Annotated in this window: 16 protein-coding genes; 10 read left to right on the top strand and 6 right to left on the bottom strand. The window is 33.1% G+C overall.

Features of this window, described 5'->3' with window-relative positions; genetic code table 11:
- Window positions 1–10: 10 nt before the first annotated feature.
- Window positions 11–2212 (bottom strand): DNA helicase RecQ, encoded by a 2202-nt coding sequence (gene recQ, locus B3R94_RS09105; protein ID WP_291100243.1) that lies wholly within the window; start codon window positions 2210–2212, stop codon window positions 11–13.
- Window positions 2213–2376: 164 nt separating this feature from the next.
- Here recQ and B3R94_RS09100 point away from each other — a divergent pair, with 164 nt between their 5' ends.
- The 6 genes from B3R94_RS09100 (at window position 2377) to B3R94_RS09075 (ending at window position 8072) form a co-directional block, all read left to right on the top strand.
- A complete protein-coding gene (locus tag B3R94_RS09100) occupies window positions 2377–3342 on the top strand; it encodes a KpsF/GutQ family sugar-phosphate isomerase (RefSeq protein ID WP_125349795.1) in 966 nt (321 codons plus the stop codon).
- Window positions 3343–3346: 4 nt separating this feature from the next.
- A complete protein-coding gene (tatC, locus tag B3R94_RS09095; RefSeq protein ID WP_115001876.1) occupies window positions 3347–4180 on the top strand; it encodes a twin-arginine translocase subunit TatC in 834 nt (277 codons plus the stop codon).
- 68 nt (window positions 4181–4248) lie between these two features.
- A complete protein-coding gene (locus B3R94_RS09090; RefSeq protein WP_115001874.1) occupies window positions 4249–4995 on the top strand; it encodes an electron transfer flavoprotein subunit beta/FixA family protein in 747 nt (248 codons plus the stop codon).
- Window positions 4996–5021: 26 nt separating this feature from the next.
- Complete coding sequence (locus tag B3R94_RS09085) at window positions 5022–5978, top strand: electron transfer flavoprotein subunit alpha/FixB family protein (RefSeq protein ID WP_115001872.1); 957 nt, start codon at window positions 5022–5024, stop codon at window positions 5976–5978.
- Window positions 5979–6086: 108 nt separating this feature from the next.
- The gene (locus B3R94_RS09080; protein WP_038332620.1) at window positions 6087–6719 is read left to right on the top strand and encodes a bifunctional nuclease family protein; all 633 of its coding nucleotides are present in this window, start codon (window positions 6087–6089) and stop codon (window positions 6717–6719) included.
- Window positions 6720–6737: 18 nt separating this feature from the next.
- Window positions 6738–8072, top strand: a complete 1335-nt coding sequence (locus B3R94_RS09075; RefSeq protein WP_180905208.1) for an MFS transporter — start codon at window positions 6738–6740, stop codon at window positions 8070–8072.
- 59 nt (window positions 8073–8131) lie between these two features.
- Here the strand turns inward: B3R94_RS09075 and B3R94_RS09070 are convergent, their stop codons facing one another.
- The 3 genes from B3R94_RS09070 to B3R94_RS09060 form a co-directional block, all read right to left on the bottom strand.
- A complete protein-coding gene (locus B3R94_RS09070; RefSeq protein ID WP_291100240.1) occupies window positions 8132–8620 on the bottom strand; it encodes a dihydrofolate reductase in 489 nt (162 codons plus the stop codon).
- A gap of 67 nt (window positions 8621–8687) precedes the next feature.
- Window positions 8688–11222, bottom strand: coding sequence for a M1 family metallopeptidase (locus B3R94_RS09065; protein WP_291100237.1), 2535 nt, complete (start codon window positions 11220–11222; stop codon window positions 8688–8690).
- Between the two features lie 88 nt (window positions 11223–11310).
- Window positions 11311–12105 (bottom strand): thymidylate synthase, encoded by a 795-nt coding sequence (locus tag B3R94_RS09060; RefSeq protein ID WP_291100234.1) that lies wholly within the window; start codon window positions 12103–12105, stop codon window positions 11311–11313.
- Between the two features lie 43 nt (window positions 12106–12148).
- Here B3R94_RS09060 and B3R94_RS09055 point away from each other — a divergent pair, with 43 nt between their 5' ends.
- From B3R94_RS09055 to B3R94_RS09045, 3 genes are read left to right on the top strand one after another with little or no spacing between them, the layout of a single operon-like run.
- The gene (locus B3R94_RS09055; RefSeq protein WP_291100231.1) at window positions 12149–12412 is read left to right on the top strand and encodes a hypothetical protein; all 264 of its coding nucleotides are present in this window, start codon (window positions 12149–12151) and stop codon (window positions 12410–12412) included.
- A 29-nt stretch (window positions 12413–12441) separates the two neighbouring features.
- Window positions 12442–13191, top strand: coding sequence for a 23S rRNA (guanosine(2251)-2'-O)-methyltransferase RlmB (gene rlmB, locus B3R94_RS09050; RefSeq protein WP_038332636.1), 750 nt, complete (start codon window positions 12442–12444; stop codon window positions 13189–13191).
- A 12-nt stretch (window positions 13192–13203) separates the two neighbouring features.
- On the top strand, window positions 13204–13521 hold the full coding sequence (locus tag B3R94_RS09045; RefSeq protein ID WP_038332637.1) for a hypothetical protein: 318 nt from the start codon (window positions 13204–13206) through the stop codon (window positions 13519–13521).
- Window positions 13522–13557: 36 nt separating this feature from the next.
- Here the strand turns inward: B3R94_RS09045 and B3R94_RS09040 are convergent, their stop codons facing one another.
- Together B3R94_RS09040 and xrtF are read right to left on the bottom strand one after the other, a co-directional pair.
- Window positions 13558–14004 carry an exosortase F system-associated membrane protein gene (locus B3R94_RS09040; RefSeq protein ID WP_115001859.1) on the bottom strand — a complete coding sequence of 149 codons (447 nt, stop codon included), beginning with the start codon at window positions 14002–14004 and terminating at the stop codon, window positions 13558–13560.
- Window positions 13994–14536 (bottom strand): exosortase family protein XrtF, encoded by a 543-nt coding sequence (xrtF, locus tag B3R94_RS09035; protein WP_180905205.1) that lies wholly within the window; start codon window positions 14534–14536, stop codon window positions 13994–13996. Before xrtF ends, B3R94_RS09040 begins: the two co-directional genes overlap by 11 nt.
- A gap of 95 nt (window positions 14537–14631) precedes the next feature.
- Here xrtF and B3R94_RS09030 point away from each other — a divergent pair, with 95 nt between their 5' ends.
- On the top strand, window positions 14632–15078 hold the full coding sequence (locus tag B3R94_RS09030; protein ID WP_038332644.1) for a GAF domain-containing protein: 447 nt from the start codon (window positions 14632–14634) through the stop codon (window positions 15076–15078).
- Window position 15079 lies beyond the last annotated feature (1 nt).

Genomic DNA, 15079 nt, shown 5'->3' with positions numbered 1-15079 from the left:
TTTGTATGGTTTAATTTGCGACTTCACTGATGAATTTGATACGCATTAAACGTAATTCTTCTTCATCATAATCGTCACCAAATTCATCTAACAATGATGACATTGAGTCAGAATCTGCGTCCATCAAGAATTCATAAATTTCCTCTTGTTGATCTTCGTCCAAAACTTCGTCAATGTAATAATTGATATTTAATTTTGTTCCTTGATAAACGATACTTTCCATTTCTGAAAGCAAATCGCTCATCGTCATATTTTTTGCTTCCGCAACATCTTCAAGATTTAATTTTCTATCTGTTGATTGAATGATATAAACTTTGTGACTCGATTTGTCCGCAACTTGTTTAATCACCATATCTTCAGGGCGAATAATGTCGTTGTCTTTTACATATTGCGCAATAAAATCTACAAATTCTTTTCCGAATTTCTGAGCTTTTCCTTCTCCAACTCCAAACACATTTGTTAACTCCTTAACAGTTGTTGGATATTGCATTGTCATATCATCTAAACTTGAGTCTTGGAAAACTGCAAAAGGTGGAATCTGATGTTTTTTAGAGATTTTTTTACGTAAATCTTTTAATTGTTTCAACAAAACATCATCAAAAGCAATAGGAGCAGAAGACGTTTCTTCTTTATCAAAGCTACCTTCTGATAATAATTTTTTGAAATCAATATCTTCGGCAATTTCAAAAGAAGTTGGCTTACTAATGAAATCTTTTCCAGATTTGGTAATTTTTAAAATACCATATGATTCGATTTCTTTCTCTAATAAATTACGTACAATTAATTGGCGTAAAATAGATTTCCAATAATAATCTTCTTTTGCTTTTCCAATTCCGAAGAAATCTTCAGAGCTCAAATTATATGATTTTGTAATAGAAGTTTCTTTACCAACTATAACATTTACAACATCATTTAATTTTAATTTTTGATTTGTTTTCTGAACAACATCTAATGCAATTACTGCATCATCTTTTGCCTCAATCATTTTTTTAGGATTGCGCATATTGTCGTCCATATTTGCCCCTTCGCCGTTTTTGTCGTCGAATTCTTCTCCAAAATAATGTAACAAAAATTTACGACGCGACATCGAAGTTTCGGCATATGCTACAACCTCAGAAAGTAATTGCATTCCAACTTCGCGTTCTGCAACAGGTTTACTTGCTAAGAATTTTTCTAACTTTTCGATATCTTTATAATCATAGAAAGCAATACAAACACCTTCACCACCATCGCGACCTGCACGACCAGTTTCTTGGTAATAACTTTCTAACGATTTTGGCATATCGTAATGCATTACAAAACGTACATCTGGCTTGTCAATTCCCATTCCGAAAGCAATTGTAGCGACAACGACACTTGCATCTTCCATCAAAAACATATCTTGATGTTTGCTACGTGTTTTGGCATCTAAACCTGCGTGATAAGGAATAGCATTGATTCCGTTTACTTGTAAAAGTTGCGTAATTTCTTCAACTTTTTTACGACTCAAGCAATAAATGACACCAGATTTACCATCGTTTTGTTTGATAAATTTGATGATTTGTTTGTCTTGATCAACCTTTGGGCGGATTTCGTAAAATAAATTCGTACGATTAAAAGAATCTTTAAAAACTTTAGCGCTTTGCATTCCCAAAGTTTTCTGAATATCTTCTTGTACTTTTGGTGTTGCTGTTGCAGTTAAAGCAATAATTGGCGCATCACCAATTTTGTTGATAATCGCTTTTAGATTACGATATTCTGGTCGAAAATCGTGTCCCCATTCAGAAATACAGTGCGCTTCATCAATAGCAAAAAAAGAAATTTTTACCGATTTAAAGAAATCGATGTATTCTTCTTTTGTCAAAGATTCGGGTGCAACGTACAACATTTTAGTTACCCCATCTTTAATATCTGTCATAACTGTTTTCGTTTCTGACTTGTTTAAAGATGAGTTTAATACGTGGGCAATTCCATCATTTTCAGAAATTCCACGTATAGCGTCTACTTGATTCTTCATCAGCGCGATTAAAGGGGACACAATAATCGCGACTCCATCTGACATTAATGCCGGTAATTGATAACATAAAGACTTACCTCCTCCAGTTGGCATCAAAACAAATACATCTTCTTTATTTAGTAAGCTTGTAATGATTTCGTGCTGCTGTCCTTTAAATTGGTCGAAACCAAAATATTTTTTTAGGTAAGATGTTAAGTTTTTCGAAGTGGCTTCCATCTACACAAAAGACTAAAATTAATATTATAAATTAAATAGTTCCTATATTTGATAACTCTTAAATATACACATAAATTTTATATGATTTATATATAATTGAGTGTAAATAAAAAAGGAGAGTAAAAGTACGAAAAATTTTAAAAATAGACAATAGAAATTTTATTGTGGAAAATTCAGAATTAATACAAATAGCGCAAGGGGTATTTCGAGAAGAAATTCAAGCGCTGGAAGCAATAGCTTCTCGTATTAGCGAGTCTTTTGTTGATGCGGTAAATGCGATATATAACACGAAAGGAAAGTTGGTAGTTGTTGGAGTAGGAAAGAGTGCACACATTGCAAATAAAATTGTAGCAACCTTAAATTCTACCGGAACTCCAAGTCAATTTTTACATGCGACGGAAGCTATTCATGGCGATTTGGGTCTTGTACGACCAGAAGATGTGGTGATTTGTATTTCGAAAAGTGGAAATACGCCAGAGATTACATATTTGGCTCCGATTCTTAAACAATATGCATCAGTTTTGATTGGTTTAACATCAAATTTGAAATCAGAATTAGCAAAAAATTCAGACATTGTTTTGGATGTTAATATTGATAAAGAAGCTTGTCCCGTAAATTTGGCACCAACAACTTCTACAACGGCTCAATTGGTAATGGGTGATGCATTGGCGGTAGCTTTGATGAAATTGAGAGCGTTTACACAAAACGATTTTGCAAAATATCATCCAGGTGGAGCTTTAGGAAAACGATTATTGTGGACAGTAGAAAATATTGTTGATCCAGAAAGAAAACCTTCTGTGCATCCAGATTCTTCGATTACAGAAGTCATTAATTCATTAACATCAGGTCGTCATGGAATTACAGTTGTGATTGATAATGATAAAATTGTTGGTGTGATAACAGATGGAGATTTGCGCCGAATGTTATTAAATAATGAAACTTTTGCACATTTAACTGCGAAAGATATTGCTTCAATGAATCCGAAAACAATCAAAAAAGCTGAAAAAGCAAGAGAAGCTTTAGCGATTCTTCGTCACAACAGTATTGGACAATTGGTGGTGGTTGATGAAGAAAATCATTATTATGGAATTTTGGATATTCACTCAATTTTAAACGAAGGAATCGAATAAGCGTATGGCAGATAATACAAAATCGAGTATGTCATTTTTGGCTCATATTGGTGAGTTGAGAGGACATTTGGTTCGTTCTATTTTATCAATTGTGATTACATCTATTGCAGTCGCTATTTATTGGGACGAATTGGTGGAACATGTGATTATGGCTCCATTAAAATCAACTTTTCCAACGTTTGATATTTTTAATCAATTTGGTGAATTAACAGGTTTCGGAAAAATTTATACCGAATCATTTGATATTTCGAAAGAATTGACCAATCTTAATCCATCAGGACAGATCACTTCACAATTTTTTGCAGTAATTGTGTGTGGTGTAATTATCGCAATTCCTTATATTATTTTTGAAATTTGGCGATTTGTAAAACCAGCATTAAAAGAAGCTGAACGAAAATATGCAGGATTTACCATTTTCGCTGTTTCGTTTTTCTTTGTAACAGGAGTCTTATTTAGTTACTATATGTTGCTACCATTGTGTACACAATTTTTATTCACTTACGATCCTTTTGGTGTAGGAAATACATGGACGTTGCCAAGTTATATCGATTTATTTGTTCAATTATTATTATCGATGGGAGTTATGTTTTTGATGCCTGTTTTCGTTTACTTCTTAACGAGTATTGGAATCTTAACACCAAAATTTTTGAAAGAATACCGTAAACACGCATTTATTGTTGTATTAGTGATTGCAGCTGCAATTACACCAAACGATGTGTACAGTATGATTTTAGTTACAATTCCTCTTTGGTTATTGTACGAACTAAGTGTATTGGTTTCAAATTCAGTTTATAAAAAACAATTGAAAGCGAAAAGTAACGACTTAGTAAAGAATTAACAATGTTATGCTTGCATAATAAAATAAATTAGTTATTTTTACATAAAAGAAAAAGTAAACACAAAATTATGAAGATATTAGTTTGTATTAGTAGTGTACCAGATACTACAGCAAAAATCAACTTCACAGCTGACGGAAAATCATTTGATAAAAATGGTGTTCAGTTCGTTATTAACCCGCACGACGAATTTAGTTTAAATAAAGCAGTAGAGTTACAAGAAAAACAAGGAGCTACTGTTACAATTTTAACTGTTGGAGATGCAACTGTAGATCCAGTTATGCGTAAAGCTTTAGCGATTGGTGCGAATGATGGAATTCGTATTGATGCTGATGCTCGCGATGATTTCTTTGTTGCTACACAAATCGCAAAAGCTGCTAAAGATGGTGGTTTTGATTTAGTATTGACAGGAAAAGAATCAATTGATTATAATGGAGGTTCTGTACCAGGATTAGTTGCTGCAATGTTAGATTATGGTTTTGTAAACGGATGTATCGGTCTTGATGTAGAAGGTTCTTCTGCAAAAGCTGTTCGTGAAATTGACGGAGGAAAAGAAACTGTAGAAGTTACTTTACCAGCTGTTATCGCAGGACAAAAAGGATTGGTTGACGAGGCTGCATTAAGAATTCCTAATATGCGTGGAATTATGCAAGCGCGTACAAAACAAATCGCAGTTGTTGCACCAGAAGCGACAGAAACTAAAGTTGAAGTTGTTGGTTATGTAAAACCTGCTGAAAGAGGTAATGTAACATTAATCGACAAAGACAATGTAGCAGAATTGGTAAGATTATTACACGAAGAAGCTAAAGTAATCTAATTATTCACCTAAAAAGAAATTAAAAAATGGCAATTTTTGTATACGCAGAGTCACACGACGGAAAATATAAAAAAGCAGGATTAGAAGCAGTTTCTTACGCAAAAGCTACAGCTGATGTTGCTGGAGATACTGTTACAGCAATCGTTTTTGGAAATGCTACTGCTGACGAATTATATAAATATGGAGCATCTAAAGTAGTTAAAGTTGATAATGCAGCTTTAGCAAAATTTGATGCAAATTCTTACGCAAAAGCTTTGGCTGAAGTTGCTCAAGGAGATGTTGTGGTTTTACCATCAACAAACGAAGGAGCGACTATAGCACCAGTTTTAGCATACAAAACAGGAGCATCTTTAGTAACAAATGTAGAAAAATCTCCAACAGCAGTTTCTCCATTCACAGTTGCACGTAAAGCATTCTCTGGAAAAGGAGTAGAAACTGTTGCAGTTTCAGGAAAAGTTGTAGTTACAGTTCTACAAAACGCATTCGGAGCAAAAGAAAATGCAGTTTCAGGTTCAGAAGAATCAGCTTCAGTATCAGTTTCTGATGCAGATGCAAAAGTAAAAGTTGTTTCAACAGAAATGGCTTCTTCTGATAAAATCGATTTGAAAGAAGCGGATATTGTTGTTTCTGCAGGTCGTGGAATGAAAGGTCCTGAAAACTGGGGAATGATCGAAGATTTAGCAAAAGTTTTAGGAGCTGCTACAGCATCATCTAAACCAGTTGCTGATATTGGTTGGAGACCGCATGCTGAGCACGTAGGACAAACAGGAAAAGCAATTGCGCCAAATTTATATATCGCAGTTGGTATTTCAGGAGCTATTCAGCACTTAGCTGGAGTTAATGGATCTAAAACAATTGTTGTCATCAACAATGATCCAGAAGCGCCTTTCTTTAAAGCGGCTGATTACGGAATCGTAGGAGATGCTTTTGAGATTGTTCCTAAATTAACTGAAGAGTTAAAAAAATATAAAGGTCAAGCTTAATCATTTTAAGATTATAAATTCAATCCGAATCATTTAGGTGGTTCGGATTTTTTTTATTCATTAAAAAAAGATTAAATATTCATCAGTTTTTCATAGATTTACGCCCAAATGGACAATTTAATTAGATTAAATATTAAAGGAATATCTTACAGTCAAACTCAGACTGGCGCATATGCGTTGATTCTAGAGGAAAATGTAGGAGGAAGAAAGTTGCCAATTATTATTGGGAGCTTTGAGGCACAATCAATCGCATTAGCTTTAGAGAAAGATATTAATCCACCTCGTCCATTAACACACGATTTGTTTATTTCATTAGGAAAAGAATTTCAATTGAATGTTGATTCTATTTATATTTATAAATTAGAAGATGGTGTTTTTTATTCGAATATTGTTTTTGTGAATGATGATGGACAACGTGCCGAGATTGATTCGAGAACTTCTGATGCAATTGCATTGGCTGTTCGTTTCAATGCACCTATCTATGCCTATGATAATGTTGTAGAAAAAGCTGGAATTCATTTGGACGTTATTGAAGAAGAAGAAAATATACGTCGCGCAGCAAATAACTTCGAAGATGATTTGGATATCTTGGCTGGTTTGGAAAATGATTTGTCTGATATCAACGAATATGAAGGTTGGACAAAATCTGAACTTGAAACTGAGATGGAAAAAGCTGTGAAGAATGAAGATTATGAATTGGCAGCTCGCCTTCGTGATCAAATCGATAACATGGGAAACTAATAACTATTTCAAATAATTATGTCTGTAAAGCTTAGACTTACAATCATGAGTTTCCTTGAGTTTGCGGTATGGGGAGCATACCTAACCTCTATGGGAAATTACTTAGGATCAGTTGGCTTAGGTCCAAAAATTGGTCTTTTTTACGCGATGCAAGGTATTGTGTCGATTTTTATGCCCGCAATAATGGGTATTGTAGCGGATAGATGGATTCCTGTACAACGTTTGTTGGGATTGAATCATTTATTAGCTGCGATTTTTATGTTTGCAGCAGGTTATTACGGAATGACAGCTGGAAACGATGTAGATTTTACAACAATCTTCGCACTTTATTCGGTTAGTGTGGCGTTCTTTATGCCAACAATCGCCCTTTCTAACTCAACAGCCTACACAATTTTAAAACAAAATAATTTAGACACAATCAAATCCTTTCCTCCAATCAGAACGTTTGGAACAGTTGGTTTTATTGTAGCGATGTTATTTGTTAATTTCTCTGGATTTAAAGATGGTGTTTTTGGATTTAACTTTTCAAGTGATCCAACATTCGTAAGTTTTCAATCCAATTATTATCAGTTCTTTGTATCTGGATTTTTAGGAGTTATATTGTTTTTATACAGTTTCTTATTACCTAATTGCCCAGTTAACAAAAGTTCTGAAAAACAATCTATTTCTGATGCATTTGGTTTAAAAGCTTTTGCATTATTTAAAGATAGAAAAATGGCAATTTTCTTTATCTTTTCAATGCTTTTAGGCGTTTCTTTGCAAATTACAAATGGATATGCAAATCCATTTATCACAACGTTTAAGGATATTCCAGATTATGCCAATACGTGGGGAGCAAGTAATGCAAATGCTTTAATTTCGTTGTCTCAAGTTTCTGAAACATTGTGTATTTTATTAATTCCTTTCGTGCTAAAACGATTCGGAATCAAAATCGTGATGTTGATGGCAATGGTAGGTTGGGTCTTACGTTTCGGATTATTTGGATTAGGAGATCCAGGATCTGGTGTTTGGATGTTTATCTTATCAATGATTGTTTACGGAATCGCTTTCGATTTTTTCAATGTATCAGGTTCGTTGTATGTAGACAAAGAAACAAACGAAGAAATTCGTTCTTCTGCACAAGGAGTTTTTATGATGATGACCAATGGTTTTGGAGCAACAATCGGAATGTTAATTGCACAATACATCGTGAATCATTTAGTGTATAGTCAAACTGATTTGACATTGCAGCTAGAAGGATGGAGACATTCTTGGTTTATTTTCGCAGGCTACGCATTAGTTGTTACGGTATTGTTCGCAATTGTGTTCAAATACAAACACAATCCAGACGAAGTACAAGATGTAAAACATTAAGGTGTAAAAAATATAAAAGCAAGAATCAAAATTCTTGCTTTTTTTATGCACGAAAGTTTCTAATCTATTCTTTTATACGTCACAAACGAGTAAGCATATGGATGTTTTTCATCTTTTTTGAAATCTTCTCGTTCTACTTCTTCCCATTCGTCCAAGTCTATTTCTGGGAAATAAGTGTCTCCATCAAATTCGTGATGAACTTCTGTGATGTACAAAACATCTGTAAATTCCATCGCTTGTTTATAAATATTTCCACCACCAATAATGTAAATATCATCGTCAATTTTTTTTGCAGCTTCTATTGCTTTTGCTAAAGATGAAGCAATTTCGATACCTTCTGCATTCCAATTCTGATCTCTTGTCACAACAATATTGGTACGATTTGGTAAAGGTCTACCTAATGATTCGAATGTCTTTCGTCCCATAATAATAGGATGTCCAGAAGTTATACTTTTGAAATGTTTCAGATCATTTGGTAAATGCCAAATCAAATCATTTTTTGCACCAATTACGTTGTTGCTTGCTTTTGCTACTACAATGTTTATCATAAGTTATAAGGTAAAAAAAGCTATCCTCTTGCAAGGATAGCTTAACAAATATAATAATTTTAGTGAATTATTTCATTTTATTTATAGCATCTTGTAATTGCTCCACTTGTTTTGCAATAGTTGCTGATTTAATTGTTTTTGCAGCATTCGTTTTTACTTGCAATGCTTTTTCAGCCATCATTTTCACAGCTTGTCCTGCTTGTGGATTTTGTTCATTCAAATATGGATAATAACGCGAATATGTTTTAGCAATTTCAGCCGTTGCATCTGGTGTGTCATTGTTCATAATCCAATTGAAAGCTTGTTCAGCAATTTTTCCTTTTTCTGGATCTTGGAATTTTACGAATTCATACATCGCAGCAGATTCCGAAATTAAAGCAGCTTTATCCAATTGATTATTTTTGATCCAAGTCGGAACTAATGCCATTGCTAAATCTGGTGAACCTTTAATCACTTCATTATCAAGATTAGTTGTTAAATCATTAATTTTTGAAGGATTATTTTTTAAGATTCCAGTTAACGAGGCTCCTTGAACACTAAATGAAGGGCTTTTTGAAGCTTTCTCGAAAATTGCTACATCATAAATATTGGCATCATTCAAAGCACTTAAAGCAGCCGCTTGAACCAATGTTTTAGGATCATTAGAAGCCAATTGTTTTAATTTTGATGAAGCTTTATCAACAATCGTTTTTGATTTTGTGTCCAATTTATGAATCGCATAAATTCTTAATCCATCAAATGAATCATCTAAAGCATTAACCAAGGCATCAGCCGCTTTTGGATTAGTTGCTTGCGCATTTGCCATTGCTTCAATCGCTAATAAACGTGTCGTGTAATTTCCTTTTCCAGCTTTGTATTGCGCAATAAAATCTTCAACAGGTTTTTTATCGTCGATATCTGCTAATAAAACTTGATCCGCATTTGGAATAACGACATCAGGTTTTTGGTTTGCTGCAAATTCGAAAACAGTTTCGGCTTGTTTTGGAACCCAAACTTGTTGACGCGTTGTTTTTCCATTTTCGACAATATCAATCGCAAAAGGAAATTCAAATAATTTTGAAGCATCTTGACGAACAACAACTTTTATTTTTTTATTTGCTGAAGAATAATCTGAAACAACTGTTAATTTTGGATGACCATTTTCGTAATACCATTGATTGAAAAACCAATTTAAGTCACGACCAGAAACTTCTTCCAAAGCCAATCGTAATTGAGCAGATTCAGCTTTTCCGTATTCGTTATCTTTCAAATATTTATTCAAACCTTTGAAGAAAGCATCATCTCCTAAGAAATTTCTCAACATATGTAAGATGATTCCACCTTTATTGTACGAAACGCCATCAAACATGTCTTCGCGAGAATTGTAATGAACTCGAACCAAATTTTTCGTTGGTCCATCGCCTTGTTTATAACCAAACATTTCGTTGTAACGATGCTCATCCGCTTTCTCTTTTCCGTATTTATATTCGAACCATAAATATTCAGAATAATTAGCAAAAGATTCATTCACTGTTAAATTTCCCCAACTTTCTGCCGTAACTAAATCTCCAAACCAATGGTGAAATAATTCGTGCGCAATCACATATTCCGCCGTATTTTCATCGACTAATTGACCAGCTTTTTGCTGAACACCATCATGAAATAAAGAAGCTGTTGTATTTTCCATTGCTCCAGAAACATATTCGCGAGCTGTCATTTGCGCATATTTGTCCCAAGGATAAGGATAGTTTAATTTATCAGAAAAGAACTGAATCATTTCTGGCGTATTACCAAAAATTTGCTTCGCAATATCTTTATATTCTGGCTCTACGTAATAATCAACATTGATATTTTTCCATTTATCATTGATGACTGCGTAATCTCCAATCCCGAAAAAGAATAAATATGGCGCATGTTTTTTATCGAATTTCCAATAATCAGTTTTTGTTCCGTCCGAATTTTTCTTTGAAGATTTCATCGTTCCATTTGATAATGAAACATATTTATCCGGATATGTTAACGTGATTTCTTGTGAAGTTTTTTGATTTGTTTTATCAATTGTCGGGAACCAACAAGAAGAAGATTCTGTTTCGCCTTGTGTCCAAATTTGAGTTGGATAATTTGGTCGATCACCTTTTGCATTGATAAAATAAACACCTTTTGCATCGTTTATCGCCGCACTTCCTTCTTGTTTTACTTCGTTCGGACGCGCTGTATACTTGATGTAAAGCGTATATTCTTGATCTTTTTTGTATTCTTTATCCAAATCGATGACCAATTGTAAATCATCATATTTATAATTTAATTTCTTTTTTGTAGCACCATTCACCAAAGCAACTTCGCTAATCAGCATAGCTTTTGCGTCTAACGTAACTTTGTTTGTTGCATAAAAATGTGGTTTCAGCGTTACCCAAGCTTCACCTAAAACGTGCTCTTTTGTATAATCAAATTTAAGATCCAATTTGGTATGAACAAGATTGTTGATTCGTTCTGCCTCCGCACGATAAATATCTAATTTATTCGTTTGGTTTTCGTTGTAACTCGGTGGTGGCGTCATTACTTGCGCATTAGTAAGACTTGATATAATAAAGGCTGATGAAAGCCAAAGAATGCGTTTTTTCATTGTAAAATTTTATTTCTATTGGTTGATAATTTTCTTGAAAAGTTACAAAAAAAGCCTCCAATTTGGAGACTTTAAGTATATTTTATGATTAAACCGCTACAATTCCTTTGATATGTGGGTGAGCTTGATAATTTTCTAATTCGAAATCTTCGTATGTAAAATCAAAAATGTCTTTTACATTAGGATTGATTTTCATTGTCGGTAATGGAAAAGGTTCACGCGTTAATTGTAATTCAACTTGTTCGAAATGATTTTTGTAAATATGTGCATCTCCAAAAGTATGTACAAAATCGCCAACTTCTAACTCACAAACTTGCGCAATCATCATTTGTAATAATGCGTACGACGCAATATTGAACGGAACACCTAAGAAAATATCTGCACTACGTTGATACAATTGCAACGATAATTTTCCATCATTCACATAAAACTGAAAAAATGCGTGACAAGGTGCTAAAGCCATTTGATCTAATTCACCAACATTCCAAGCAGAAACAATAATTCGACGTGAATCAGGATTGTTTTTTATTTGATTAATCGCAACTTTAATTTGGTCAACAACTTCTCCGTCAGGTTTTCCCCATGAACGCCATTGATGTCCATAAACAGGACCTAAATCGCCATTTTCGTCGGCCCATTCGTTCCAAATTCTAACGCCATTATCTGTTAAATATTTGATGTTTGTATCACCTTTCAAAAACCATAACAATTCGTAGATAATCGATTTTAAATGTAATTTTTTAGTCGTCACCAAAGGAAAACCTTCCGACAAATCGAAACGCATTTGGTAACCAAAAATACTTTTCGTTCCCGTTCCTGTTCTGTCTTCTTTAAAAGCGCCTTCTGCCAAAACCTTTTTACATAAATCGTGATATTGTTGCATTTTGAGTATATTTAACCTTTCAAATTTAGTGAATTTTTTTAGAATGAAAATTAGTTTAATTCTTACAATTTTAGTGCTTTTTATGTTTTTTGCTTCATATAGCAAATCAGATTTTGGACGAAAAATTGCGCAACATTATTATTTTCAAACCTTATTTAATGTTGTTCTGGTGGTTGTTTTTGTGTCAAAAATCATTCATCTCAAACTAAATTTAATCTCAATGATTTCGCTAATTGTCATTGGTTGCATGTTGTATATGAGCTTTCCAAATTATTTACAACAATTGAGAAGAAGGATTGGTAAATAGTTACGTATAATTTTTTTATCTTTGCACTTATGAAAAACGAAGCAGGAATTTTTGGTTTAAGACCAGTAATAGAAGCGATTGAAGCAGGGAAAACAATCGACAAAATTTTTATTCAAAAAGGTTTACAAGGAGAAATTTTTTCAGAATTGAGAAAATTAATCACTGAATATGAAATTCCTGTAAGTTATGTGCCTTTAGAAAAACTAAATCGTTTTACTGGAAAAAATCACCAAGGTGTTTACGCATTCGTTTCTCCAATCGAATTTGATTCAATCGAAAATGTATTACCTCAAATTTGGGAACAAGGAAAAACGCCTTTTATTTTGATTTTAGATCGTGTTTCTGATGTTCGTAATTTTGGTGCGATCGCTCGTACAGCAGAATGTGTTGGTGTTGACGCGATTATTATTCCAGCAAAAGGTTCGGCTTCTGTAAATGCAGATGCGATCAAAACTTCGACAGGGGCGTTGTATAATATTCCGGTTTGTAAAGAAGGAAATTTAGTGAATGTTATTAAATATTTACAATCGGCTGGAATCTCAATTTTTAGTGCTTCTGAAAAATCAGCAGAATTTATTTATGATGCAGATTTCTCTGTTCCTGCAGCTATTGTGATGGGAAGTGAGGAAGATGGTGTTTCGGATTCTATTATTAAAATTTCGGATAAAATTATTAAATTGCCTATGGCTGGACAAACTGCTTCATTGAATGTTTCGGTTGCGGCTGGAGCGATTTTGTACGAAGCTGTTCGCCAAAGAATGTTACAAGATTTATTTTAAAAACATATAACGATGACCTATTCTACTTTTATTGGATTTTTGTTGATTGCGATTAGTATTGCAATGTATTATTTTACGAATTTGGATATTTCGAGATTATTTTCGGATAAAGAATTTTTGGTAGGAATTACTGGAGGTGCTGGTATCGGATTTATTTTGGGAGGATTTTTAGGCTGGCTTTATAAATACAAAGCGGTGAATAAAGCAAATGCAGAGATTGCAAACGAAGAAAAACGTAAAGTTGCAGAACAAAAAGCACAAGAAGCTGCTGCAAAAGAGCAAGCAAAATTGGATGCACAACAAGAAAAAGATGAATCAGGTTTATTGTAAAATATAAATTAGATAAAATAAAAAAACGGTCGAAAATTAATTTTCGACCGTTTTTTTATATTGTATTTCTTGGTAATAAAAACAAGGAACTAAAATCAATAAAAACATAGGCTGAATGAGAAATCTTCTCACATAAAAGAAAATCATTTCGCCTGATGAAAATTGTGTCGAAATCAAATAATTATAGATTGGTAAAAGAACGATTAATCCAATAATCATGATAATGATAGAGAATTTAACGTAACTTTTTTTCCAGAAAATAAACCAAACAATTAATACCGTTAATAATGTATTAATTAGATAGCGAACCATCAGACTTGCGTTTAATTTTGGTAAATCAATTTCAGGAAATTTTGAATGTCCAACAAAATGAAAGTATTCTAAGAAAGGATCATAAAATAAAATATCTTCAAATTTTCGGACTAATATTAATCCAAAAACAAGTAAAACTGCAATTGCATAACGTAAATATTTATTTAGCATTTTGCTTATTGTATTTTGTTACAAAAAATTTGATCCAAACAATCCAAAGAATCACGATTGAACCATAAATAATTGCAGGGAATAGATAATCGTGCGCCATTTTACCATATTCTGCGTGGTATCTAAAAATATAATTTAACAACATAATTCTCGAAATATTCATCACAAAAAGAATTGCTAAACCAGACAAAATAAACAAAAAAGTTTGTTTGAAATTCGTGTAAAAAGCAACGATAAACGCTATGAAAATTATCAAAATAGAAATCGCATTACAACCTTCATTTACAATAGACGCGACTTGTCCGTCCATTACCAAACGCATCCAAGGTTGATTTTCTGCAATATTAGAAAAAGTAAAAAAACCACATTTGTTCAAACCAAAAGCTGTTACATCAGATGTTAATTTTGTAAATGGATCAGGGGTATTGTGCGGTAAATATTGATCCAAATACAATTTATAAGCTAAACTTAAAATAATGTAAGTTCCTAAAAAACGTGCAAGGAATAACAATAAAGGTTTAAATTCTTTCATTTGGTTAAAAAATCTTGAACAAATATAAATGAAAAACGTCAACTTTTGATTAAGTTATGATTAATCAATAAATTTGCTTTTTTAGAAGTAACAAAATGCAAGATTTACATAAACGCGTGGATGTCATAATTGATAGCGCAATTTCTACGGAAGATAGATTACAAAAGATTTGTCAATTGTTGAGTGACGAAGTTGAATACTATAATTGGGTGGGATTTTATTTCAAGAATGGAGATAAAAATGAACTAAAACTTGGACCTTATGTTGGAGCGGCGACCGATCATACAATAATTCCTTATGGTAAAGGAATTTGTGGGCAAGTGGCAGAATCTAACGAAACTTTTGTTGTGCCAGACGTTTATGCACAAGATAATTATTTGGCTTGTTCAATCGAAACGAAAGCTGAAATTGTTGTTCCAATTTTCAAAAATGGAGAAAATATTGGTCAAATTGATATCGATTCGCACAAAATTAATCCGTTTACAGAAGACGATACAAAGTTGTTAGATTACGTTTGTCAGCGAGTTTCAGAAATTATTTAAG

Origin of the sequence: Empedobacter sp. UBA7611, assembly GCF_002484365.1 — a bacterium.
Lineage (GTDB): Bacteria > Bacteroidota > Bacteroidia > Flavobacteriales > Weeksellaceae > Empedobacter > Empedobacter falsenii_B.
This window is presented reverse-complemented; position numbering and strand designations above follow the sequence as displayed.

Coding starts and splice junctions, on each gene's coding strand:
- recQ (WP_291100243.1), bottom strand. CDS start 2,212: ATGGAAGCCACTTCGAAAAACTTAACATCTTACCTAAAAAAATATTTT.
- tatC (WP_115001876.1), top strand. CDS start 3,347: ATGGCAGATAATACAAAATCGAGTATGTCATTTTTGGCTCATATTGGT.
- B3R94_RS09090 (WP_115001874.1), top strand. CDS start 4,249: ATGAAGATATTAGTTTGTATTAGTAGTGTACCAGATACTACAGCAAAA.
- B3R94_RS09085 (WP_115001872.1), top strand. CDS start 5,022: ATGGCAATTTTTGTATACGCAGAGTCACACGACGGAAAATATAAAAAA.
- B3R94_RS09080 (WP_038332620.1), top strand. CDS start 6,087: ATGGACAATTTAATTAGATTAAATATTAAAGGAATATCTTACAGTCAA.
- B3R94_RS09075 (WP_180905208.1), top strand. CDS start 6,738: ATGTCTGTAAAGCTTAGACTTACAATCATGAGTTTCCTTGAGTTTGCG.
- B3R94_RS09070 (WP_291100240.1), bottom strand. CDS start 8,620: ATGATAAACATTGTAGTAGCAAAAGCAAGCAACAACGTAATTGGTGCA.
- B3R94_RS09065 (WP_291100237.1), bottom strand. CDS start 11,222: ATGAAAAAACGCATTCTTTGGCTTTCATCAGCCTTTATTATATCAAGT.
- B3R94_RS09060 (WP_291100234.1), bottom strand. CDS start 12,105: ATGCAACAATATCACGATTTATGTAAAAAGGTTTTGGCAGAAGGCGCT.
- B3R94_RS09055 (WP_291100231.1), top strand. CDS start 12,149: ATGAAAATTAGTTTAATTCTTACAATTTTAGTGCTTTTTATGTTTTTT.
- rlmB (WP_038332636.1), top strand. CDS start 12,442: ATGAAAAACGAAGCAGGAATTTTTGGTTTAAGACCAGTAATAGAAGCG.
- B3R94_RS09045 (WP_038332637.1), top strand. CDS start 13,204: ATGACCTATTCTACTTTTATTGGATTTTTGTTGATTGCGATTAGTATT.
- B3R94_RS09040 (WP_115001859.1), bottom strand. CDS start 14,004: ATGCTAAATAAATATTTACGTTATGCAATTGCAGTTTTACTTGTTTTT.
- xrtF (WP_180905205.1), bottom strand. CDS start 14,536: ATGAAAGAATTTAAACCTTTATTGTTATTCCTTGCACGTTTTTTAGGA.
- B3R94_RS09030 (WP_038332644.1), top strand. CDS start 14,632: ATGCAAGATTTACATAAACGCGTGGATGTCATAATTGATAGCGCAATT.